The sequence below is a fragment of the Streptomyces sp. NPDC050211 genome, assembly GCF_040656035.1.
In the GTDB taxonomy this organism is placed as follows: domain Bacteria; phylum Actinomycetota; class Actinomycetes; order Streptomycetales; family Streptomycetaceae; genus Streptomyces.
The window spans coordinates 1-21696 of sequence record NZ_JBFALC010000059.1 but is presented as its reverse complement, the minus strand read 5'-3'; the positions used below and the strand labels follow the sequence as shown (position 1 = coordinate 21696).

Annotated in this window: 17 protein-coding genes and 2 pseudogenes; 9 read left to right on the top strand and 10 right to left on the bottom strand. The window is 67.3% G+C overall.

Features of this window, described 5'->3' with window-relative positions; genetic code table 11:
- Positions 1–304 precede the first annotated feature (304 nt).
- The 5 genes and pseudogenes from AB0I98_RS38730 to AB0I98_RS38710 all read left to right on the top strand — a co-directional run bounded on the left by AB0I98_RS38730 (position 305) and on the right by AB0I98_RS38710 (position 5009).
- A complete protein-coding gene (locus AB0I98_RS38730) occupies positions 305–1819 on the top strand; it encodes a potassium/proton antiporter (protein WP_362950088.1) in 1515 nt (504 codons plus the stop codon).
- A 385-nt stretch (positions 1820–2204) separates the two neighbouring features.
- Entirely contained in the window at positions 2205–3266 is a 1062-nt protein-coding gene (locus AB0I98_RS38725; RefSeq protein WP_362950086.1) for a helix-turn-helix domain-containing protein, read from the top strand.
- Between the two features lie 51 nt (positions 3267–3317).
- Positions 3318–3794 (top strand): annotated as a pseudogene (locus AB0I98_RS38720) (PP2C family protein-serine/threonine phosphatase); the annotation flags it as partial.
- A gap of 34 nt (positions 3795–3828) precedes the next feature.
- Entirely contained in the window at positions 3829–4365 is a 537-nt protein-coding gene (locus AB0I98_RS38715) for a MarR family transcriptional regulator (RefSeq protein ID WP_362950085.1), read from the top strand.
- A 236-nt stretch (positions 4366–4601) separates the two neighbouring features.
- Positions 4602–5009 carry a hypothetical protein gene (locus AB0I98_RS38710; protein WP_362950084.1) on the top strand — a complete coding sequence of 136 codons (408 nt, stop codon included), beginning with the start codon at positions 4602–4604 and terminating at the stop codon, positions 5007–5009.
- A 22-nt stretch (positions 5010–5031) separates the two neighbouring features.
- On the opposite strand, the gene AB0I98_RS38705 is transcribed toward AB0I98_RS38710, so the two are convergent.
- The 3 genes from AB0I98_RS38705 to AB0I98_RS38695 form a co-directional block, all read right to left on the bottom strand.
- Positions 5032–5778, bottom strand: coding sequence for a DUF4142 domain-containing protein (locus AB0I98_RS38705; RefSeq protein WP_362950082.1), 747 nt, complete (start codon positions 5776–5778; stop codon positions 5032–5034).
- Positions 5779–5930: 152 nt separating this feature from the next.
- Positions 5931–7871, bottom strand: coding sequence for a kelch motif-containing protein (locus tag AB0I98_RS38700; RefSeq protein ID WP_362950080.1), 1941 nt, complete (start codon positions 7869–7871; stop codon positions 5931–5933).
- A gap of 206 nt (positions 7872–8077) precedes the next feature.
- Positions 8078–8203, bottom strand: coding sequence for a hypothetical protein (locus AB0I98_RS38695; protein WP_362950079.1), 126 nt, complete (start codon positions 8201–8203; stop codon positions 8078–8080).
- Between the two features lie 189 nt (positions 8204–8392).
- On the opposite strand from AB0I98_RS38695, the gene AB0I98_RS38690 reads away from it, so the two are divergent.
- Complete coding sequence (locus AB0I98_RS38690; protein WP_362950078.1) at positions 8393–9199, top strand: DUF2180 family protein; 807 nt, start codon at positions 8393–8395, stop codon at positions 9197–9199.
- A 355-nt stretch (positions 9200–9554) separates the two neighbouring features.
- Here AB0I98_RS38690 and AB0I98_RS38685 read toward each other — a convergent pair whose 3' ends face one another.
- From AB0I98_RS38685 to AB0I98_RS38665, 5 genes are read right to left on the bottom strand one after another with little or no spacing between them, the layout of a single operon-like run.
- Positions 9555–9917 carry a GNAT family N-acetyltransferase gene (locus tag AB0I98_RS38685; protein WP_362950076.1) on the bottom strand — a complete coding sequence of 121 codons (363 nt, stop codon included), beginning with the start codon at positions 9915–9917 and terminating at the stop codon, positions 9555–9557.
- A 47-nt stretch (positions 9918–9964) separates the two neighbouring features.
- Positions 9965–10264: a hypothetical protein gene (locus AB0I98_RS38680; protein ID WP_362950074.1), complete on the bottom strand. Its 300-nt coding sequence runs from the start codon at positions 10262–10264 to the stop codon at positions 9965–9967.
- 31 nt (positions 10265–10295) lie between these two features.
- A complete protein-coding gene (locus tag AB0I98_RS38675) occupies positions 10296–11594 on the bottom strand; it encodes an ArsB/NhaD family transporter (RefSeq protein ID WP_362950072.1) in 1299 nt (432 codons plus the stop codon).
- Positions 11591–12049, bottom strand: coding sequence for a CBS domain-containing protein (locus AB0I98_RS38670; RefSeq protein WP_362950071.1), 459 nt, complete (start codon positions 12047–12049; stop codon positions 11591–11593). The genes AB0I98_RS38675 and AB0I98_RS38670 overlap by 4 nt, the downstream gene beginning before the upstream one ends.
- Positions 12036–13277 (bottom strand): cation:proton antiporter, encoded by a 1242-nt coding sequence (locus AB0I98_RS38665; RefSeq protein ID WP_362950070.1) that lies wholly within the window; start codon positions 13275–13277, stop codon positions 12036–12038. The genes AB0I98_RS38670 and AB0I98_RS38665 overlap by 14 nt, the downstream gene beginning before the upstream one ends.
- Before the next feature lie 515 nt (positions 13278–13792).
- Here AB0I98_RS38665 and AB0I98_RS38660 point away from each other — a divergent pair.
- A complete protein-coding gene (locus AB0I98_RS38660; protein ID WP_362950068.1) occupies positions 13793–14233 on the top strand; it encodes a hypothetical protein in 441 nt (146 codons plus the stop codon).
- Positions 14230–14613 carry a hypothetical protein gene (locus tag AB0I98_RS38655; protein ID WP_362950067.1) on the top strand — a complete coding sequence of 128 codons (384 nt, stop codon included), beginning with the start codon at positions 14230–14232 and terminating at the stop codon, positions 14611–14613. The genes AB0I98_RS38660 and AB0I98_RS38655 overlap by 4 nt, the downstream gene beginning before the upstream one ends.
- Before the next feature lie 257 nt (positions 14614–14870).
- Here AB0I98_RS38655 and AB0I98_RS38650 read toward each other — a convergent pair.
- Positions 14871–15062: pseudogene (locus tag AB0I98_RS38650) on the bottom strand (CorA family divalent cation transporter); the annotation flags it as partial.
- 413 nt (positions 15063–15475) lie between these two features.
- Here AB0I98_RS38650 and AB0I98_RS38645 point away from each other — a divergent pair.
- On the top strand, positions 15476–19456 hold the full coding sequence (locus tag AB0I98_RS38645; RefSeq protein WP_362950065.1) for a P-loop NTPase fold protein: 3981 nt from the start codon (positions 15476–15478) through the stop codon (positions 19454–19456).
- Positions 19457–19980: 524 nt separating this feature from the next.
- Here AB0I98_RS38645 and AB0I98_RS38640 read toward each other — a convergent pair.
- On the bottom strand, positions 19981–21381 hold the full coding sequence (locus AB0I98_RS38640) for a hypothetical protein (RefSeq protein ID WP_362950063.1): 1401 nt from the start codon (positions 21379–21381) through the stop codon (positions 19981–19983).
- Positions 21382–21696 lie beyond the last annotated feature (315 nt).

Sequence of the window (21696 nt, the reverse complement as noted above, 5' to 3'; positions counted from 1 at the left end):
GCGGAGGCGTCAGAAACAGCTGCATGTGATCACGCTACCCGGCAAGGGGCACGCGTCCCCATGCGCGAGAGCTGTCGGCAGGTGACGTTGCAGAACCCGTGCTCGGGAGGCGCAGCCGAATCGCGTTACCGTGACATGCCTGTTTTGTCCTGATCATCAGCACTGCCGTTGCAGTCGTGCCCCGTGCAGCACTTGTCGGTGTGGTGCGCATCGAGCGGCTGCCAGAGGAGGGGCCCGTGGCTTGCGAAAGTATCTCCCGCGGGAGGCCGGGTACGGGTGCCGTGCACGGCAGGGGGGCGGTCCTGTGACGTTGCAGGACCTCTATCTGACCCTGCTCGTCGGCGGCACCGTTCTGCTCGCCAGCATCGCCGCCGCCCGCACAGCCCATCGCGTCGGCCTGCCCAGCCTGCTGCTGTTCCTGGCCGTCGGTGTCATCGTCGGCGAGGACGTGATCGGCCTCCACTTCGATGACGCCCAGCTGGCGCAGGCCCTGGGCACGGCGGCCCTGGCCGTCATCCTGGTCGAGGGTGGTCTGACCTCGGACTGGGCCGACGTACGGCGCCTGCTGCTGCCGGCTGGTGTGCTGGCCACCGTGGGGGTGGCCGTCTCCGTACTGGTCACCGCGTCCGGCGCGCACTGGTTGCTGGGCATGAACTGGCACCTGTCGCTGCTGCTGGGCGCGATCGTGTCGTCGACCGATGCCGCCGCGGTGTTCGCCGTGCTGAGGTCGCTGCCGTTGCCGCAGAAGGTCGCCGGATTGCTGGAGGCCGAGTCCGGCCTGAACGACGCGCCGGCCGTCATCCTGGTGCTGGTCCTGAGTACGGCCGACGTGCCCGGTCCGGCACACATCGCCGGGCAAGTCGTCTACGAGCTGGTTGTCGGCGGTGTGCTCGGGCTGGCGATCGGGCGCCTGGGTGCCGCCGCCCTGCGACATATCGCGCTGCCCGCCACCGGCCTGTACCCGCTGGCCATCGTCGGTTTCGGCATCGTGGCTTTCGCTGCCGCCGGAGCCGCGCACGCCAGCGGCTACCTCGCCGCCTATCTGGCCGGACTCGTACTGGGCAACGCCCAGTTGCCGCACCGTGCCGCCACCCGTTCCTTTGCCGAAGGCGTTGGCTGGCTCGCCCAGATCGGCCTGTTCGTCATGCTCGGCCTGCTGGTGGACCCCAGCGAACTGCCCGCCGCGATCGGCCCGGCCGTAGCCGTCGGCCTGGTCCTGCTGCTGGCCGCCCGGCCCCTGTCCGTTCTGGCCTGTTTGCTGCCCTTCCGCGTCCCCTGGCGCGCGCAGGGCTTCATCTCCTGGGCGGGACTACGCGGCGCCGTACCGATCGTGCTGGCCACCTTCCCCATTGTCGAAGGTCTCAGCGGCGCCCGGGACCTGCTGAACATCGTGTTCGTCCTGGTCGTCATCTTCACCGTCGTCCAAGGCCCCAGCTTGCCCGCCGCCGCCCGGTTGCTGCGCCTGACCAGGCCGGGCGCTCTGCGTGAGATCCAGGTGGAGACCGCCCCACTGGACGTGCTGGACGCCGACCTGCTCACCGTGAGCATTCCCGCCGGATCACGCCTGCACGGCGTCGCCATCTTCGAACTGCGCCTGCCGCCGCCGACTGCGGTCACTCTCATCGTCCGCGATGGCGCCACCACTGTCCCCGGCCACGACACCGTGCTGCGCGCGGGCGACGAACTCCTCCTGATCACCACTCCCAAGGTGCGGCAGGCCGCCGAACGCCGGCTGCGCGCAGTCGGCCGGCGGGGCAAGCTCGCCCGCTGGCTCGGCGAGCACGGCGACCCGGAGTCCAGCCAACAGACGGGTTCCTGACGACCGGGTACACCAAGGAGAACGCCCGGAAACCGGCAACCAAACCGAGCCCGTCACTCCCCCGCTGGACCAACAGGCAGAATCTGACGACCACGACGAGCGCGGGAAGTCGACGGCGGCGTCGGCGATCTCCGGGACCTGCCTCACACGATCCGTCGGCGGCCGGGGGAGGACTGGCGCCGGATTTCCGTGGTCCGGCACCGGACTCGCCACTGCTCCTGTCAAGAGCTGCTTGGCAACGAAACCGCCCATTCTGGGTTGCCCGACACCGGCAATCTTGACGCGCTATTTATGCCGGGCTCTCTCACTGGCCCGGGGGTCTGCCACTCTTGTCCGGCGTGCGTGAGGAAGACGCCAGCAGTACGTCAAGAACAGAGGAGGCCGGGTGACCGGGCGTGAGGTACCCGACGAGTATCTGGAGGGGTATACCCAGATACTGACCGAGGCGTGCGTGACAGGCCGCCGCCTCACGCGGGACGAGCTGGAGTCCCTGCGCACCCGGGGAGAGCGCGCCGCCGAAGCCGGCCTCGGGCTGCGGGCCCTCGTCCGCCGGCATCTGTCCGTGACCCGGGAGAGCCGGCCCACTCTCTCCGCCACGGAAGCCGATCGCGTGTTGGCCGTCGTCGAGCAGGCGATCGACGCCTTCGCCGAAGGCCATGAACGGGCACAGAGGCTCGCCGTACGGCAGGAGGAAGGCGTGCGGCGGGAGTTCATCGACGATCTGCTCTACGGACGCAGCGACCTCGGGCGCCTGGCCGAGCGAGCCGAACGCTTCGGGCTGCTTCTCTCCCGAGCCCATGCGGTCGCCGTCGCACAGGGCAGCAAGCCGGTGGAGGACATGCATCCGGCGACCCGGCAGGTGGAGAGCGCTGTGATCAGCAGATTCGGTGAGCGGCGCATCCTGCTCACCACCAAGGACGGGCGGCTGGTCTGTATCGCCCCAGGAGAACAGGACGAGGTCCTGGCGTTCTTCGCCAAACAGGCGCACGCCGCCACCGATGGAGGCAAGGTCGCCATCGGACGCCCACACCCGGGCGCCGGTGGAGTTGTCCACTCCTACGAAGAGGCCCTCAACGCCCTCGATCTGGCTGACCGGCTGCACATTGACGAGCCGGTGCTGCGCGCCGCCGACCTCCTCGTCTACCCGGTGCTGACCCGCGACCGGCAGGCCATGGCCGATCTTGTGCGCAACACGCTGGGCCCACTGCAGTCCGCGCGCGGCGGCGCCCGGCCGCTCGTCGACACACTCACCGCATATTTCGACTCGGGGTGTGTCGCGGCCGAGGCAGCTCGTCGCCTGAGCCTGAGCGTGCGCGCCTTCACCTACCGCCTGGAGCGCATCCACAAGCTCACCGGTGCCAACCCGGCCGACTCCGTCCACCGTTACACCCTGCAGACCGCGGTGATCGGCGCCCGGCTCCTGGGCTGGCCGGACAACGACGTGTGACTGGCGGCCTGCCTTGCGTCGCTTGCCATCCTGTGGTGACTCCGCCGGCACGAGCGCCTGGAGCGGAGCGTGGCGCGGGAGTTGGAGGGCGAGAAGTTCGTCACGGCGATCCTCGCCGAGATCGGCACCCGCCACGAGGCCGTGTTCCTCAACTACGGCCATCCGGCCCCGATGGTCGTACGCAAGGAAGGCGCCGTCGATTTCCCGCAGCCGCCCGCCTACGCGCTTCCGCTGGGGCTGGGTGCACACGGGAGCGAGGGTCCGAAGCCGTATCGGGTGGACTTCGCCCCCGGCGAGCAGCTCCTGCTGTACACCGACGGGGTCACCGAGGCCCGGGACCAGGACGGCCGCTTCTATCCGGTCGGCGAGCGGGCGCACCTGCTGAAGGATCCCGACGCGCACCGGGCCCTGGATGCCCTGCGCGCGGATCTCGCCCAGCATGCCGGTGGGCCGCCCCATGACGACGCCGCGATGCTCCTGCTGCGCTATCACGGTCATGAGGAAGGAAAATCTGTTCCCATCGCCTGAGTGAGCAGGGACTTCGGCACGGTACAAAGGACGTATGCCGGAGCGTGAGACCCCAGCGGGGGCGATGGACGATGTTGACGTGGTGACCCGTGCGGTGCTGACCGCGTCGCGACTGCTGGTGGCGGTCTCCGCCCGTTCGCTCGCCGAGGTCGAGGAACGCGTGACGCTCCCGCAGTTCAGAATGCTGGTGGTGCTGTCCACGCGCGGGGCCACCAAGCTGGTCACGCTCGCCGACCTGCTCCAGGTGGCGCCGTCCACGGCGATGCGGATGGTCGACCGGCTGATCGCGGCCGGCCTCGCCGACCGGCAGGCCAATCCGGATAACCGCCGCGAGACCCTGCTGCAGCTCACCGAGGAAGGCCGGCGCACGGTCGAGGACGTCACCGCCCGGCGCCGCGCCGAGATCGCCGCGATTGTCGAACGGCTCACGCCGACACAGCGGCTGGCGCTCATGGAGGCCCTTGCCGCCTTCAACGAGGCGGGGGGAGAGCCCCTGGCGCCGGCGCTCGATGACGCGGAGCCGCACCCGCTGGGCTGGGCGATGGACGTTCCGGCGGCCCGCGACGCCTGATCCGCCTGGCGTCACCGTCGGATTTGGGCTGCTGTTCTCCGCCCTGCGTTTTGCATAATGCAAGCGAATCGTGCGGACCGGCAGTCTGCTGCCCATGCAGGAACGGCACCTGATGGCGCATCTGCGGAGCGCGGTGTAGGGGCCCGTCGAGTGGGAGCGGGAGCGATCAGCGGGGTCGCGGTCGCCGGTGCCTGGTACGGGATTCCCGGGCTGGCGGACGGCGAGGGCGGCCTGGCGTGTGCCGCCGTGCTCGCCCTCTGCCTCTGCGTGGTGCGGGCCGGCGGGCGCTGATCGCGATCGTCGCCCTGCTCGGAGCCTGCCTTGCGCTGCAGGCGCTGCAGGCGCCGCAGGCGGCTGTCGGCCTGGTGCTGGCGGAGCGGGGGCGCGTGGAATCCGCCGTGGTGACCTCGGTCGAAGGCGGACCGAGCGCGGTTTCCAGTCGCGGCCGCTACCTCTGCTCGAAGGGGCGCGTGCCGCCGCGCGGCGTGGAGGCCGGAGCGGCCCGTTCGGCCCCTCTGCGCGGCCTGGGCGGCTGGGTCGCCGCGCTCGTCATCGTGTGCGTGATCGCGGTCGTACGCTCCTACCGGATCTTCCACACTGCCTCCGACCCTCCTGTCGTCCCGTCCTCCGCGGCTGGACCGTGAGAGGGTGCCGCCGCCTCGCCATTCACTCGACGGTCGGGCTGGGCGTGGGTGTCGGGGAGCTGGTGTTGACGTCCAGGTCCGGGCGCGGGGTGAGGGCGACCAAGGGGGCACCGGGCTGAGGCGCGGGCGGGGTCAGCTGGTCCTTGGGGAGCTTGGGCGGGCTCGTTTGCTGGAAGTTGACCTGCTCGTAGTTGACCATGCCGGTGTTCTCCAGGACCGTGATGTGGTCCAGAACCGTGTCGTTGGCGAGGTCGGCCAGCTGGCGGACCAGGACGTTCTCGGTGCTGGCGCGGATCTTGGCGATGGCGGGGAAGATCTGGCCGTGGGTGACGCGCATGATGCTGACGGCGGTGGAGTCGAACTCCTGGCCGCTCTTGGAGTCCACGGTCGCCACGAACTGCTGTTGCTGAGGGCTGGCCTGGTTGGGCAGGGTGATGTTCAGCTCCGGTGCGATCTTCCGGCACATCTCATCGAGCCCGGCGTGGCCGACGATCAGGTGCTCGCCGGCCTCCTTCATCTCCTTCGTGGTGCCCCGCTCCATCGCCATCTCTCCCAAGGGGTACTCCCACAGGCCGGCAGAGCGGACCTTGACGACGAAGTCACGGTCGGCTTCGGTCAGCGGGCCGTACTGGGTGTTGGCGATGATGCGGGACGTGTTGGTCGCCGCGTTCTCGATGCCGAGCATGGCGGGGTAGGCGAGGGCTGCGAGGGTCAGACCCATCGCGCCGAACACGAAGACCGTCCCGGCCTTATTGCGGGAGATCGGCATGGAGCCTCCTGACGTGAGCGAGCTGTGTGTCAGGGAGTACGTGTGCGCAGGGCCGAACCATCATTGCACTAGGTAAATTTTGCACTGGGGAGCGTGATGCGCATCACAAGCCGGTGCCCTTCGGGTTCAGTGGCCGCGGTGAGCACGCCGTCTCACGCGAACACGTGGATCCAGACGGCGCGGGACGGAACACCTCGCTCGTCGACGGCGACGGCCATGTACCAGCCGGGTGGAACGAGGGAGGCGTCGTCAGGCACGCGGACGGTGAGCGTGCCGCCTGCGCGCCGGGTGATGTCCAGGGCGACCGACCGCTGGTCGAAGTCCGTGACATGGGTGGCGGATCCGGGGCGGATGAGTCGCACGCGGCTGATGCCGGCCGGGTCGGTGGTGTGCAGGACGACCTCGCCGCCGTGGTCGACGTCGGTCCGGCCGCCGAGGGTCAGGTCCGGGCGGCGGCCGCCCTGGTGCAGGTAGGGCGGGGCGAAGACTTCGACACGCTGCTCGAAGTGGCCGGGGCGGGAGTCGGCCTTGTCGGCGAAGAGGGGGTCGGAGCCGAAGACGGCGACACGGCCGTCGGGCAGCAGCAGGGCCTCGGCGTGGTAATTGCGGCCGACGGTGGGATCGGCGGCGGGCGTGAAGGTGTTCTTGGCCGGGTCGTAGATCTGGGCCTTGCGGATGTCGCTGGCGCCCTTGCCGCGGTAGTCGTGGCTGCCGCCGGTGGTGAACACCGTGTCGTCCGGCAGGATCACGCTGTTCAGGTAGCGGGTGTTCTCCGGCAGGCGAGGACCGGTCGTGAAGGCGGAGTGCTCGGCGTCGAGGTCGACGATCGCGGTGCGGGAGGTGGCCGCACGGGACTCGCCGACTCCTCCGCCGCCGAGCACCATGACCTTCTTGTTCTGCGCGGGCGGCAGCAGGACCGAGGAGGAGGTCTCCAGGACGTCCGGATCCTTCAGGCCGGGGACGGGGGTGAAGGTGTTGGTCCTGAGGTCCCACAGGCCGGGGGTTCGGCCCTTGTCGGCGGGCCCGTATCCGGCGTTGGAGCCGGAGTAGAAGATCTTCTGCTTGCCGGTCAGGAAGAAGGACGGGTAGGTGGGGAAGTAGCGGGTCGGTGCCGGGGACCAGGTCTGTGTCCTCGGGTCGTAGATCTCGTTCTTGCCCGGCACGATCTGCCCGATGTCGTCCAGGCCGGAGACGGCGAGGACGCGTCCGTCGGACAGGGTGGTGAGGGTCGGGTACCAGCGGGCCTCGCTCATGGAACCGACCCTGGTGTACTTCTCGGTGACCGGGTCGAACTCGTAGGCGTCCTTGATGCCTTGGAAGTCCTTCTTGTCGAGGCCGAGCTTGTTGGCGATGCCGTAGAGGTTGTCGGCGTCCTTGCCCTTCAAGCCGACGATGGCGTACTGCTCGGTGGTGTTGGTGATACCCAGCGGGCCCTCCTCCACCGCCTCGACGAACACGCGGGCCTCGCTCGCGGTGACCTTCACGGGGCCGATCCGCCCGGTGGTCGTCTTCTTCGCGGCGGGCACGCGCACACTGAACTGGGAGCGGTACTCCACGCCGGAGGGCGAGCGAAAGAGGGTGCCCTTGGGGAAGGTGCGGTCGCGGTCCGGGTCCTCGTTCTTGACCAGCATGGCGCCGCCGGCTCGTTTCACGTCGCCCTTCAGGACCTCGTAGCGGGCGGTGCCCCCGGCTACGAGGATCTTGCCGTCGGGGAGCTGGGCGTGGCCGCCGCAGAACAGGTCGGCCGGGGTGTCGATCTTCTTGAAGGTGTCCGTGGCCGGGTCCCACAAGGTGCTCTTGAAGGCTCCGCCCTCGAACAGCTTCACGCTGTTGCCGGATCCGGCGATCAGCAGCACCTTGCCGGTGTGCAGCAGGATCGCGTGGATCGAGTTGAGCTGGTACTTCTGCGGTAGGGAGGCGAGTGCCCAGTGGCCGTACTTCGCTTGGTACTCGGGCTGGTTGATCTCGTAGCGGTGGTAGGCGTGCTGGGCGAAGCCCGCCACGGCTGGGGCGTTGAGGGCCGCGAGGGCGACCACGGCTGCGACACCGAACAGGGTCTTGCGGGTGGTCGGACGCGAGGGACGCTGGGCCATCGGGTGCCTCCGCGGTGGGCGGGTCGGTCCTGGATGCACCGAGGACTACCCTCTGCGGCCGGGGACGCATGGCGGGACACTCGCTTGCACTATGCAAAATGCCCCGATCCGCGCAATGTGCGAGATGGCCGCCCGCGTGAGGGGACGTGTCCGGGGTCGGCTTGTGCCTTGAGTGATCCGGCGCGGACCAGCGAGGCGGTCAGGGGTCAGGCGGTGAAGAAGCCAGCGATGTTGGTGAGTTGTGTCAGCAGCCAGTAGGAAGCCGTCTTCTTCGGTGAGTCCGGGAGGTAGACGGCCTCCTGGCCACGAGCACGGTCGCTCGCACCAGCCACTTGCCCGTGATGGCGATGGCTGAGTGTCGTAGAACTACCCATGTCCGCTGTTGTGCCCTGGAAGCGATCGTGGGTGGGATGACCACGTGGGGAGAGCATCGGCACATGACGGACGCGTCCATGACGAGGCGTACACGAGCCGCAGGGCCGGGGCTACGCCATTGATCGAATGGCGGGGCGGAGGAGCCGATGCCTGGCCGTAGCCGTGCCTCGGCGCTTGCGCTGCACGCGTGCCGCGGCGATACCCGCCGGAATGGTGCCCTGCCCTGTCCGCCGCCCCGATGTGAGGCGTCCCCTTCCCATGCACGGCGACGTCGGCAGAGCCTCGGATTCTCCGCCTGTCTCGACGGCGCACAGCGCACGCTCCCAGTCAGCTGCCCCCCGTACTCCCTCGGTGTGACTCGTCGAACGATCTGGCCTGACCCTTCTTGTCGGCCAGATGGCGGGGACGCCCCGGTGCTGACAGGGCAGGGGCCCTTGTGCCCGTCCACTGTGGGATGGCGTGAGGCCCTCGGTGTGTCCGGCGTGCAGTTCGTCATCGCCCGCATGTGCGGCTTCACGAGTCGGACCCGGTTGGGGCGCTCGGCACCGTCGAGCGGTGCTCCTGCTCGCGGCACGTGTCGACAGCGGCGATCGATGATCTGGCTGCGTTTAGGAGGCTTCTTCGGGGGAACTCCGCGCGGCACCGGGCGACATCTGCCGCGACAGCGAAGAGGTTGGCGACGGAGGATGGCCAATGCCGGTGCTCCAGCCTCTCGTCGGCAGCGTCCTTGGGCGAAAGGTCCGTCCATGAACTGCTATGAATGCGTCCAACAGGGCCGTAGTGAGGTCGCCGTTGCCGTCTGTTACGTGTGCGGTGCGGCCGTCTGCGTTGAACACGTCCGTGTGGAGAGCAAGTTGCTTCGCGGGCCTGCCAGTCCGGGCAAGGTGATCCACGACTGGCCCGCCCGACAGCTGACCTGCCCGGCGTGCCGAGCGGCGGAGGAGTCGCCGTGACGAGGCCGATCTGTTCGGGCCGCTCCGGACAGAGCAGGATGTGTGTCGCGATCTCCCGTGAACAGGTTCGTCCCGTGGAACACCGGGCGCAGAGAGAACCAGCTGGTGCGTCCGAAGCGCCCTGACAGCAGGGCATGGGGAGCGTACGCCAGGACCGAACCCCGGCGGTGTGGGGATTACGCATCGTCCGCAGCTGTCACGGTAGTGTCCGGCCGATTTCGGGGTGCGCCGTCCCGCTGGCACGGAGGTGCAGGACATCGCCTATGAAAGAGCCTGCCAGGGTGCCCGGCATCGCCAGCTCCTGCCAGTCGGCCGCCCGACCTCCCAAGCAAGCCCCGCAGCCGTGACCGACTCGTCACTGGACCCGGGTCCAGCGGGGTAACCAGCGATTCAGCACCCGTTGCCACCATCGCTGGAGCGATCCCATCAGGTGGCAGCACAACGGGCTGTCGTGGGGCAGAGCGACAGTGGTCTCGTGGGTCATCGCCAGGAAGAAGGCCCGCCCGTCCCGGGTCTGCAATGTTGTGCTCCACCGATAGCCGGGGCGAAGGGCGAGCAGGGAATCAACGAGCTCGCGTCCCAGGCCCTGTCGTTGCCAGGCGTTGCACACCCAGATGTCCAGGATCCGGCCTGTACGGCACGTCGGGCACGCGCGGAAGCGCAGCCGCCCAATGACGCGACCATCGTCGTGGAGCAGGACAATCTCAGACGGACCCACCCGGATCACCTCTCCCAGAGGAGGCACGCTCAGGCGCTGCCGCTAGTTCAATGACGTCCACCGTTCCGGTTCTCCGCCTCGTCCGCTTCCGGCCTGGTGGACAGGTGGACGAGGTGGGCGACGAGTGCCCCGGCCAGCACGGCCCACGCCACGGAAGCGATCCCGGCTGCCCGCCACCCGCCGACGCAGAGAAGCACCGCCACGGTGGCTCCCGCAGTCATCGGCCGACGGTGGGCAACGAAGCACCACTGTCGGCGTGCGCTTCCCGGGTGGCGCATCTCCACCAGCGCGGTTCGGATCACCAGCATGGCGACGACGGTCACGGGTGCCACCAGCGATGTGTCCATGCGTAGACCTCTTTCCGGACCAGACGACCATTCAGGCGAGTGCGAAGTAGCGCAGCCACACATAGCCGAGGGCGATGGTCACGGTGACGAAGGTGACGATCAGGCCGTACTTGGTGAACTGCCAGAAGGAGATGGGCTGGCGGTTGCGTTCGGCGATGCCGAGCACGACGACGTTGGCGCTGGCGCCGATGGCAGTTGCGTTGCCGCCCAGGTCGGCACCGAGGGCGAGGGCCCACCACATGACGTGGTCGCTGCCGCCACCCATGTTCTGGACGAGATCGCTGGTGATGGGGGCCATGGTGGCGACGTACGGAATGTTGTCGACGATGCCGGAGAGGACGGCGGAGGCGCTCAGCAGGGTCATGGAGCCGCCGAGTTCGTTGTCGCCGATCGCGTCGGCCAGGTTCTTGGAGATCTCGCCGATCACGCCGGTCTCGATCAGGCCACCGATCATGATGAACAGCCCGGCGAAGAAGGCCAGGGTGGGCCACTCCACCTCTTTCAGCACGTCACCGGTCTCCGCCGACGAGATGGCGATGAGCAGTCCGGCGCCGAGCAGGGCGACGACACTCGGCTCGTAGTGCAGCACCGGATGCAGGACGAAGCCCGCCACCACCAGCGCGAGCACGATCAGGCCCTGCACGAGGAGCCGGGGGTCACGGATGGCCTCCCGTTCCTCCAGCTCCATGATCTCGGCGGCGCGGTCCTCGTCGTAGATGAAGGACTTGCGGAACATCACGCGGCACATCAGGACGAAGACGACGACCAGGAGCGCCGAGATCGGGGCGAGGTGGACCAGGAAGTCGTTGAACGTGAGGCCGGCCCGGCTGGCGATGATGATGTTGGGCGGGTCACCGACCAGGGTCGCGGTGCCGCCGATGTTCGAGGCCATCACCTCGGCGATGAGGAAGGGGGTGGCCGGCAGCCCCAGACGCTCGCACACCAGCAGCGTGACGGGTGCGATGAGCAGCACCGTCGTCACGTTGTCCAGCAGCGCCGACGCGACCGCCGTGATGACGACGAGCATGGCCATGACCCGGAAGGGTTTGGCCCGTGCCCGCTTCACGGACCAGATCGCCAGGTACTCGAACATGCCGGTCTTCTTCAGCACGCCGACGATCATCATCATGCCCAGCAGCAGGAAGATGACGTTCCAGTCGACGCCACTGTGCTCGGAGTAGAAGGCCGACTTGTCGTCGGTCGCCCCGATCGCGAGCATGAGGGCCGCGCCGCCCAGCGCCACGGCGACGCGGTGGATCTTCTCACTGATGATCAGGGCGTACGCGCCGACGAAGACGACGACGGCCGCCCAGCTGTGCCAGTCGTTCACGATCCTCCGATGATGTGCTTCAACAGCGCGGTCGCGGTGATCGCGCCGATCAACGTGGCCTTGTCGCCGTTGCGTTCGACGACCGCGACGATCGGGGTTTCCTTGCGGGCCATCAGCGCGGCGATCTGCGAAGGCGGAGCATCCGGGCCGACGACCGCGGGCGTGATACGGCCGCGCGGCAGCCACTCGGTCACCGACCGTCCGGTCATCGCCTCCCTGGCCTCCTCGTCGAAGTGATCGTCGACCACGGTGGTAGGAACCGGCCCTTCCCGCATGTACCAGGGCAGCAGAGCGCCGATCACGCGAGCGGACGGCACGACGGCATACGGATAGTCGTCCCGGTCGAGGACCAGCAATGCGGGCAACTGTTCCCGTACGAGCAGGCGGGCCGCGCCGAGCGCATCGGCGTCGGCGGACACGGCGGGGTAAGAACCGGCCAGATCACGTGCGCGCATCGGCGGGGGCCTCCTTCGGCTGTGCGTCGGTGTCCTCGCGCCCGGACGGGATTCCGGCCAGCTCGTCGACGTCGAACGCGCGGGCGATCGGCACGTCCGTCGAGCTGTGCGCGATGATCGAGAAGGCGATGCACACCGCTATCAGCGTGAACGCCTCTTCCGCCTGCGGGATACCGGACTGCAGCACCAGCAGACCGTAGACCACCGACGCGAAGCCCTTCGGACCGAACCAGGCCGCCACCAGCCTCTCCTTGCGGGACAGGCTCGTACCGATCAGTGACAGCAGCAGGGAAGCCGGCCTGATCAGCACGATCGCCAGGACCACTGCCACGTAGCCGCCGAACGACAGGTCGCCGAAGAGTTGCGGAGTCAGCAGCGCACCGAACACCAGCAGCGCCGCGAACTTCGCCAGCTCCGCCAGCGCCTCGCCCAGCGGCTCGAACGACTCCTTCGCCTCCGCGGACACGTGCACCAGCGCCGCACCTGCCGAGAACGCCGCCAGGTACGGGTTGGCGTGGGTGAGGTGGCAGACCGCGTACAGGATGATCCCGGTCGCCAGTGGCAGCAGCGGTTGCAGCTTCGGCTCGGCGCCCAGGAGGCGGAAGCGCACCAGCGCGTTGACGAGCAGCGGCAGCGCGACGCCGAAGACGAGGCCCAGCAGCAGTTCCAGGACGATCTTCCCGGGGGATGCCTCAGCGCTGTCGGCCGTCGGACCGGCGGCCGCGATCAGGATGAGGACGACCGGTAGGGCGAGCCCGTCGTTGATGCCGCTCTCCACGTTCAGCAACTGCCGCAGCTTCGCCGGGACTTCCCTGCGTCCGACGATCGCCGAGGCGAACACCGGGTCGGTGGGCGCCAGGACGGCTCCGACGAGGAAGGATGTCGTCCAGTCCAGGCCCACCAGGAAGTGCGTGATCAGGGCCATGAAGACGAACGCCAGCGGCATGCCCAGGCCGAGGGCACGGGCGGGGTTCTTCCAGTTGGCCCGCAGCTTGGGCAGCGACACGTGCATGCCGTCGGTGAACAGCACCGCGAACAGTGCCAGATCGGCCGTCACGTGCACGATCTCGCTGTCCGGCGTGATGTGGATCAGCCCGAGGAACCCGTCACTGACCAGGGCTCCGCCGACCAGGAAGAGGAAGGAGGTGGAGAGCACCGTCCGTGCCGCCAGGCCGGACAACAGCACCGCCACCAGCAGTGCGGCACCGAACACCGCTACGAGCACCATGACGGACACCCCGATCGGAAGAGAGATTTATCCCCTGCTCGCCGACCAGGCTTCCCGGCACACCGGAGCGAACCTTACTTGTCCTTGACGCGTTTTTGACAGATCGCTAACAGGCACATTGGGCTGTGTGCCATTGCCGGACCCCGGCAATGGCGATGGCGGGACTGGCTTAGAAGCCCAACAGATGCGGCGACCTGCGTCGATGCTGACCCTCAGGTGTGCCGGGAAGCCTGGTCGGCAGTCGGCCGCCCTCTGCCCTGGAGCCCCGGATGCCAGACCCTTCTACGGCGCGGCAACACTATGGCGTGAGCCGCAGGGCAGCGCGTCGGCCTCATCCTGCCCCTGCTTGCTCTCTGCGTACGCGGAGATCCTGCCGGTCGCATGCTGGACCCTTGCCGAGTCGTCGCTGGCGCATGCGGTTGCCTGGCTACCGCCGAAGTGGCGTAGAGGCACGCGCGGCTGCAGTGGCACCATGGGGACGCGGTCGTTCAGCATGGGCGGGGGAGGGCGACAAGATGACGGTGATCGAGTACATGCTGATCGGCGGGGCGGGCGGGGCGCTGATCGAAGCAGTCGCCTTCTTCAACCGGCTGGGCGAATGGCGCGCGGCTCGGCTGACGCCAACAGGCAACAAGCGCAAGAATCCTCCGAGCTTCCTCAACTTCATCGACCTGCCGCCCGTGGTCGCCATCGCTGTTACGCGACTGGTGCTCGGCGGGGCCGCCGCTACGGCGTTCGGGACCAGCGGCCAGGCAACTGGGGCACTCGGTGCCTTGACGGTTGGGGCCGCGGCACCCGCCCTACTCCAACAGCTGGGTCAGATCCGTCAGATCCGCGAGGCAGTTACTCAGCCGGCGACACAGCAGCCGGGCATGCAGCAGGCGCCCGCGGACACGGCGGCCAATACGATGGAACCGCCGGCCCAGGAGGCCGTTCAAGAGGGTGGGGTCGCATGAGCAGGAGCAGCGGTGGCGATCTGAACTTCGGCCAGAAGGTCGTCGGCGGCCTGATCGGAGCCATCAGCAACACCAATAGTTCCTACGCCGTCCACAACGAGAGTGGTCGTGCTGAGCCCGCAGACCCGGGGGTCGCTGAACTGTTGGCCGGGGTCAGGCAATTGCGTGACGATCTGCAGCGGCTGGTGCAAAGCCCTGAGATCGCTGCCCTTGACGAGGTACTTGCGAGCGTCGAGGAAGAGATCACGGGGACCGGCGACGTCTCGCCGGAGCGGTTGGCCCGGCTGCGGCAGGCACTGCAGGACGCAGGGACGGTGGCAGGACTTCTGGCCTCCGCGGCGTTCGTCGGCCAGGCGCTTGCGGCGCTCCTCGGCAGCTGAGAGGGCTTCCGCTCACCGTTCAGGGCAGCACGCTGCTGACTGCTTCGGCCGCCAGTAGCCTTCGCCTGCCCGAACACACCTCCTCCCGGGTGCCGCATCGGCCGGTATGGCTTCGGACCACCGGATGCGGCAGGCGGTCCAGTTCAAGGCGGAGGCCGTGTGTGATGTGCTGCAGGGTCGGCGACGTCGCGCGGATAGAGCTGAGTGGGAAGCAAGGCGGGTCTCCCGGCCCCTGTGGGAACGCGTGAAGCGGCTGCTCAGAGCCAATCACGCCGCTTGAAGATGATGTACAGACTGGTGCAAACGGCGGCCATCAGGGCGATGGAAAGGGGGTATCCGAACACCCAGTGCAACTCCGGCATGTGCTCGAAGTTCATCCCGTAGACCGTCCCGACCAGCGTCGGAGCGAACAGAATCGCCGCCCAAGAAGAGATCTTCTTGAAGTCGTCTACCAGGTGGCGCTGACCTGGAACGATGTGCCATTCGCTGTCGCTGACCTGCGGCGATGAAGCTTTCAGCGTCTTTCAGGATCGGGCCGCGATATGTAGCCCATTCTCCCCACGCGCTCCCCAGTGCCGCCCGTACTCCCCAAATTCTCCCCAGGGAGCGGCTCGTTGTTGAGTCACGGGGCGGCGCTGCGGTGCCCCTGACGTCGAGAGTCCTGTTCACAGTCCGTTACCAACACCGGACTGCCTTGCTGCAGGCGGATTGCGTGCATGCTTGGGTCGCGTAGTCCACAGACGCATGCCTATGTGAGTTGCTCCGGTGGTTCGGCTGAGCCTGGCGCGGGCTCCGATTGTCAGTGGTGACCCATATCATCCGCTCACCCGTATAGAGCCGGTTCGGAGCGGAGCGGTACGACATGGCACGACGACGTCCGTGGATCATCGAGGACAGCGCGATTGACTCACCGGATCAAGATCGTTTTGATCACCGGTCAGTGAGTCGTGAACTTCTCGATATCGTTCGCGGCTCCACTCAGCCGCTCGCTGTCGGACTGCTCGGGCCGTTCGGCAGTGGCAAGTCCTCCGTCGTGCGTCTCCTCGCAGATGAACTGAGAGGGGACAAGGAGTGGGCGATCCTGCACTTGAGCGCCGAGCGGCACAGTGGCTCAGCCCGGGCAAGGGGATTGCTGTACGGGTTGCTTGACGAAGCTCAGCGGCAGAGGCTCATCACTGTCGGGAAATGGGAATCCGAACGGGCTTGTCTGGACGGCGGGCGGCAGCGCACTGCGTCGCGTCCCACTGCTAATGCCGCCAAGCCAGGGGGCACGCGGTGGTTCACCTACCCCGCAGCCGCTGGTGTGGCGCTGGCGTGGCTTCTCGCCTCCCTGGTCACGATCTGGCTGCTCGGCACAGTTGTGGTGACGGTCGGCCACTTCAGTGGCCTCGGAGCCGGTGTATCGGCCTGGACCTGGTTCGCGGCTCAGGGGGCTGGACCGCTCACAACTGCCTTGTCGGGCGCTGCCGTGGTGGCGTGCGTTCTCGGGACCGCCAAAGACGGCGCGCTGTCAATGTTGAAGAAGCACGAGATCACCCTCACCACACCGCGCCCGGAATCCACAGATGACCTGGAGCAGGTGTTCTCCGGGCTGATTGAAGCCATCGATCGCCGACTGGTCATAGCCATCGATGACATTGACCGCCTGGCAGCAAGTGAAGTGCTCGAAGCCATCACCACCGTGCGCAGCCTGCTGCTCACCGGTACGTACCACAAGTACCCGCCCGTGTTCCTGCTTTCCTGCGACGAGGACATTGTCCGAGAGGCGATTGTCGGCGTGCGTCCGGGACTGGCCCATCGCCCCGTCGAGCGGGACCGTGGCAGTGGACAGCATGTTCCGGCCCGGGCCGCCGAACGCAAGGCGACGGAAGAGGCCGCGCAGGAGTACTTGAACAAGCTGTTCACCGTTCGGCTCGTGCTTCCTGCCCACCATGACGCAGATCTCCGGCAGTACCTTGAGCAGCTCCTCACCCAGCCCGAACCACACCAACTGGTTGCCCGGCTTGGCGGCATCTCGGCTCTGCGTGACGTACTCGAAACGCTGATCCACCCGGATGTCCGTGATCCCCGGCATGCCATCCGCCTGCTTAATGCCTTCTTGGCCGACTACGGCCTCGCGATCCGACGTGAGCAGGACAACGGTGCGTCCGCCTGGATCGCCCGCGGCGAAGTCACCGGCTACCCCATCACCCTGGCCCGGCTGACTGTGTTGCGCCACGATTACCGAGCCCTGTACGACGCCATCCGCGCCGAGCACGACCTGCTCGCGCTCCTGGACGACGCCCTGCTCAATGCGCCCAGCGCGCTCCGCGATCCGCTCCTTGAGGACTACACCATCAAGGCTGAGCAGGAGGACGGATCAGGCGACGACGTCGGTGCCTTGCCCCGTCTCGATACCGAGGCGAACCCCGGATTGAGCTATCTGCGGGCCACGGCCTTCAGGGCGCGGATGGGACGTCCGGCGCACCTGATGCCGCTCCTCACTTTGGGCTCCACTCCGGCCAGTCGTGCGCTGGGCAGTGACCAAGCTGCAGCCGTCCAACGTGAACTGCTTCAGCGTGATGCCGATGCCTTCCGCGACCGCCTCACAGCTATCGACATGCGCGCACGTGTGCTACTTGCCGCGACTCATGCCCTGGGGGCAGCGCGCACCGGCCAGGACCTCGACAACACGATGGCAGCCATCGTGCAGGCTCTCGCATCCACGCCCAGCCTCATAGACCACCTCGACTCCAGCGGCGACCCCGTCGGACGCGCTCTGCTCAACCTGACCGACCGCATCGCCAGCCGACGCACACAGACCCGAGAAGCGGTTGCGGCCCACCACCTCATCGGGATCCTCCGTCTCATGCCCCCGGCTCACCTACCCTCCCTCTACGCCAGTCTCAGCGTTCCTCCCGCACCGGTCCCCGGAGTCACCGCCGAGACAGATCAGCCGGCTTTCACTTGGGCCAGGGCGCTGATCCTCCTCCCTCCCAACGAGCACGCGCAGCAGCTGCGACCCGCCGTGGAGAAGTACTTCCGTATCCTCGCCCGCACCGGTGGGCCCGAGCACCTGAAGGCATGGCTCGTAGAACATGCCGAAGCGCCCGCAGCACAGCGCGCCCTGTGGCCACCAGACGCGTACCAAGCACTCCTCACGATGGCCGGGCGTGTGGCGGACCGCACCACCACAGCCGAGGTCCGCCGTGCCATTGACGAGGCAGCCGACTACCACCATTGGCAGCCGCCAGTTATGCGCGGCGTCCTAGAATGGCTATGTGCAGACTCTGACCCACTGCGCAGGCACGCGGTGGACCTTCTGCGTCAGCGCACGGTTCCCAAAGACGAATGGGGCCGAGCCACCGCCTCTGATGCGGCAACTGACGCCACGCTTGCCACAGAGCTCCTTGGGCACGCGGCCACGTTCCTCATCGATGACGACGATGCCGAGAGCTCCGAGAGGACCCTGGAATTTCTCCACCGCTGGCTACGGATCCTCGGTGACCACACCGCCCCCGACGGACGCCAGGTCAGCACGGTCGTTGCCGAGGCACTCGGCCAAACCGCGCACACATGCCTAGAACTCGCCTCGGCAGCAGCTGGCATTCTGGCCGACCTACAACAGCAGGACGCGGCAACCTGCGCCGTGGCCATCGCAAGCCATCTTGCAGAGACGGCATCCAGCGACGTGTCCGTTGCCGACGCCCTCGCGGAAGCCGTGCTGACGTTCATGCGGGTAAGGACCGACGACCCCACAGCTCAGGATGCCGCTCGCGCATGCCGTACGGCCCTGACGGCTGGCTTCACCAGCGACGACGCCCAAAGCGCTTTCGCACGTCGGCACCTTGCCGCGGTCATGACGACTGACGCGGGCCGCGAAGCGGGCGAAGTACTCGTCGACGAATTCACGCCCCGCCTCGCACAGCAGCATGTTCCCCTCAGTGCAGATCACTTCTCCAGCCTCCGGGTTCTGCTTGGCGACGCGCCTACGAGAGCCGCCCGCCTGGGTCAGGTACTACAACACCTCCACAATCGGATGGGCACGCAGCCAGCTGAGAATGCAGGTTTTGCGGCCCACTACGTAGCGGACCAGACAGTCGGCGTGCAGTGGCTCACATGGATCACCCAGCACTGGGCCGCCATTCCTGACCATGAGCGCTCACTCGCCGTGGCAGCAGCTCACCGTCCAGATCTGGCCCAGAGCAACGGACTTCCCGACCTGCTTGCCCAACACCTCCTGGATACAGGCGAGGCAGGATCGTGGCAGCATGCCGCAGCCCTCTGGAACGCAGTCGACTCGGAACGCCAAGTGGCCCTGCTCGTGGCCGCGAACGGCCGCTGCCCTGCCCTCGCCGATCGAGCGGCTCAGGCATCGACAGACATCCTCATCACAGCACTGAACACATCGACAACCCACGAGCTACCTGCTCTTCTCATCCTCATCTCGACGAGTCCGCAGGCTTCTCAGGCGATCTCGGACTACCTCGACGACGCCATCGCGGCTCGCGAATGGGGCGAAGCAGACGCTGTACGCATCGCTGCCGCTTGCTCTGACCCCGCGCCCCTATGGAAGGTCCTCCTGGCGGCCCTTTCAAAGGGCCAAGGCACGATCGAACGTGTCGGCCCGCTCATCGCCGTGCTACTTACACAAGCCCCCGACGACCCTCCCAACAACCTCGTGGACGAGATTACTCCTGTGCTCCGCGACGCGACGGCCGCCAGTGCCGCAGCACTCGGCTACGCCGTTAGGCCCGCACCTCACATTGCCACGGCACTGCGCCGCACCCTGCACGGACACAGCAAGACTGCCACGGAGAAGGAACGGACAGCTGCCTTTAAGCAGGCCGCAGGACTTCGATGATGGTCGAGCCGACCCCCGCGCAGGCTTCTGCTGCTGGTGGCCTCGCCCTACGGAGCGGACACGAGGCTACCTGGGGGCATCAGGTGGCGACTTGCGTCACTGACTGTCGGTCCGGAACCGCGTGGTGATCGACAGCAGGTTGGCGCTGCGGTCGCAGAGTCCGCGGGACAGTTCCGGGTTGCGTACCTGTTCGGTGGAGGGCGTTGGCTCAGTAGTACTCGCCGGGCTGCCACGTGGTGCCGGGGGTGCCCTGAGCTATCCAGACCAGTTGGCCGGCGGCCTTGTCCGAGCCGATGGTGAAGAGGTTCATGATGATCGGCCCGTGTTAGGCGTATCGCATGAAGCGAGGGGTGTCACTGGCGAACTTGCCTGGATGGGCCGCGCTCGGTGGCTCTGCTGGGGAGGGCCGAGCGGGAACGTCGGCCGGGCTCGCTGGGTGTCGGAGTCCTGATGACACGTGGTCCCCGGTTGGCCAAACCGGGGACCATGTGTCCTCTGGGGGCAGCAGGATTGCCGGAAGTAGGTCACAGCGGACGCCTTCTGCGGATCGGGAGGATGCTCAGGGCCATGACGGTCCCGTCTTCGTGGAAGGAGATCGGGCCGTTCCAGCGCCTGCCTGCGTCCGTGCCGTACCAGTTGGAGCGGAGCTTGTATGCCGTGTGTCGGTACTCTTCGACGCGCCCCTCGCTGATCAAGTCGTACAGTTCCTCGACCATGCCGGAGAACGCCTCGATTCGTACGGTCTCCATGCGGAAGACGTGGTCCGTGCCGACGAACTTGGTGTTGCCGATCATGATGTGTGCGTCGTGGACGCTGGCCGTGGCTGCGAAGGTTGGGACTTCGTAGTGCTGTCGGCCCTGGCCTTTGGTCAGGTACTGGGCTGTTTTGGGTCCTCCGCCGGCGAACGCGGTCAGGCCGGCGCTTCCGGTACGGGCCAGGAGTTGACCGAACCAGCCGAGATCTTTCTCGGACACCTGAAAACCGTCGACGGTCCGTTCCCGTTTCCCTTCGTGCGCCGGTATTCGGATCGCGTTCGGGTAGGGGATGCCGCTCCTTTCCTCCGCCTCAAGATCGGCACTGCGCGGCGCTCCGGGTAGGCGCTCGGGGAGGAGGGCTTCACCGGGTGATTGAAGGGCGTTGACCACGACTCCGCCCTGTCCCATCAGCTCGGTGGAGAGCAGAAGGCACTGGGCTGCGTTCCATGGGCCGATCTGCATGCCCTCAGCGAGCTCTGATCCCCTGGCCAACTGCCGGACTGTGGTGCTGCGGGATCGGCTGGTGCGCTTGCTCGGCTTCTGGTGGTTTCCTCTGCACACCACGAAGGTGACGATCGACGCTTCGCCGGGCTTCCAAGCCTCGATGAGGTAGTCCGGTCGTGGCCGTGAACCCTTCGACCGCTCTGAGCCGCCCAAGGCCCAGCCGGCTCGCAGCACCGTGCTTGTGTCCACGACCGAGACCACGTGGTCCGGGTACTGCCGTTTCACGATGTGCTCTGCCACGGCGAGTCCGAAGCCGACGCCCAACTCCTGGGACTGCATGGCCTTGTACCTGCGCTCGGCAGTCCGGCCCTTGTCCGTGAGCTCCAGGGCTCCGGCCCGGTCGCCGTGAACTGCTTCGCAGTACTTCAGGCTCTGCCAGTGTTCCGCGAGACCTCGTGCCATGCCCTGTCCTGCCAGCACGTATCCCCGCGCCATGGCATGCAGCACCTGCCACGGTGTCAACTCGATGGTCCGACCGCACTCGGCCCGCGCAACGGGCTGCAAGTCGGGCTTTCTGCGCCCTGCTTCCTGGCCCTTCTCACGTCGTTGTTTGTCGATGGCCGCCGATGCATTGTCCGTGTGCTCCACCAGATCCGCCGTCGAACGGACGTGGACGCTCGTGGTGAAGTTGAGTTCCTTGAGGATCTGTCGCGCGGTTCTTGCCATGCGTCCCCCTGCGGTGTCCGCGTGCTCCGGTCGGCCGAGAACGGTAGGTCGGAGCATTGGGGCGCATACAAGTGCGCAAGCTGCACTGAGGGCAGAGAATTGGCCATACGTGAGGTACGCCGTAAGAGCCCAAGATGTGGGCGGTGTACCGGCGCGCAGGTATGGCGAATCGCGATCGACGTCTCGGAGTGTCGGCAACGGCTCAATGTGAGACCACTTTCACCGGATGAATTGTGGCCCTCCTTGGCGGCCTGACTCGTTGAGTCAGGCCGGGAGGATGGGTGATCAGCGTGGAGGACTGGGCGGAGATCCGCC

What these genes read in the sequence shown, in the direction of transcription:
- AB0I98_RS38665 (WP_362950070.1), bottom strand. Translation starts at nt 13,277, where the DNA reads ATGGTGCTCGTAGCGGTGTTCGGTGCCGCACTGCTGGTGGCGGTGCTG.
- AB0I98_RS38640 (WP_362950063.1), bottom strand. Translation starts at nt 21,381, where the DNA reads ATGGCAAGAACCGCGCGACAGATCCTCAAGGAACTCAACTTCACCACG.
- AB0I98_RS38690 (WP_362950078.1), top strand. Translation starts at nt 8,393, where the DNA reads ATGCCTGGCCGTAGCCGTGCCTCGGCGCTTGCGCTGCACGCGTGCCGC.
- AB0I98_RS38645 (WP_362950065.1), top strand. Translation starts at nt 15,476, where the DNA reads ATGGCACGACGACGTCCGTGGATCATCGAGGACAGCGCGATTGACTCA.
- AB0I98_RS38705 (WP_362950082.1), bottom strand. Translation starts at nt 5,778, where the DNA reads ATGCCGATCTCCCGCAATAAGGCCGGGACGGTCTTCGTGTTCGGCGCG.
- AB0I98_RS38715 (WP_362950085.1), top strand. Translation starts at nt 3,829, where the DNA reads ATGCCGGAGCGTGAGACCCCAGCGGGGGCGATGGACGATGTTGACGTG.
- AB0I98_RS38655 (WP_362950067.1), top strand. Translation starts at nt 14,230, where the DNA reads ATGAGCAGGAGCAGCGGTGGCGATCTGAACTTCGGCCAGAAGGTCGTC.
- AB0I98_RS38660 (WP_362950068.1), top strand. Translation starts at nt 13,793, where the DNA reads ATGACGGTGATCGAGTACATGCTGATCGGCGGGGCGGGCGGGGCGCTG.
- AB0I98_RS38700 (WP_362950080.1), bottom strand. Translation starts at nt 7,871, where the DNA reads ATGGCCCAGCGTCCCTCGCGTCCGACCACCCGCAAGACCCTGTTCGGT.
- AB0I98_RS38680 (WP_362950074.1), bottom strand. Translation starts at nt 10,264, where the DNA reads ATGGACACATCGCTGGTGGCACCCGTGACCGTCGTCGCCATGCTGGTG.
- AB0I98_RS38670 (WP_362950071.1), bottom strand. Translation starts at nt 12,049, where the DNA reads ATGCGCGCACGTGATCTGGCCGGTTCTTACCCCGCCGTGTCCGCCGAC.